The sequence below is a fragment of the Vibrio sp. 1641 genome, from assembly GCF_033339995.1.
GTDB classification, from domain to species: Bacteria; Pseudomonadota; Gammaproteobacteria; order Enterobacterales; family Vibrionaceae; genus Vibrio; species Vibrio alginolyticus.
The window spans coordinates 1-716 of the sequence record NZ_JAWOVP010000165.1 but is presented as its reverse complement, the minus strand read 5'-3'; the positions used below and the strand labels follow the sequence as shown (position 1 = coordinate 716).

Below are 716 nucleotides of genomic sequence, written 5' to 3'. Positions count from 1 at the left end.
AAGCCGATTTTTGCACCACACCATCACCAGCGGCCCAAATTGGCGTACCAACAGGTGCTGCGTAGTCAGTGCCTCGGTGAGGACGTACTCGACCCGTAACTGGGTGAAGACGACGTGGGTTAAAGTTTGAAGTCACGCGACGGAAATCCAGTGGAGCGCGCAAGAAGGCTTTTTTCATCGCTCGGCCATTTTCGTCGTAATATTTGCCCGTTTTTTCATCTAAAATAGCCGTAAACGTATCGCCCTGGTTTTTGAATATCGCAGCGATGATTTTTCCGCGACCAATGACTTCACCTTCTACAACTTCTTCTTGATACAGCACTCGGAAAGAGTCGTTTTTGCGAATATCGAGTGCGAAGTCGATATCCCAGCCAAAAATTCCTGCTAGCTCCATGATTTGGTTGCCATTCAAGCCAGACGAAATTCCTGCGTTCCAGAAGTTGGATTTGATGGTTGCCTCGGCGTAGTTGAATTGGTAATCGACCTCTTTTTTATCGACCTCAGAAACGTATTTGCCGTCTTGCAGTTTGATGCGAAAGGTTTCGAATGCGCTTAGTGTACGGCGCAGTTGAACCAAGTCGTTTTTCTCATCAAAACCAAATTGCAATTTATCGCCCGGACGAAGACGAGTTAACTGCTGTTCAATTTCTTTATCGGAGGACACTAACTCGTGCAGTAGACGAGCAGAGAGTCCCACTCGATTAAATAGAATGGCG

Annotated in this window: 1 pseudogene; it reads right to left on the bottom strand. The window is 46.9% G+C overall.

Going from position 1 to position 716, the window contains the following annotated elements:
• A pseudogene (locus R7Z47_RS24835) lies at positions 1-716 on the bottom strand (peptidase M23); the annotation flags it as partial.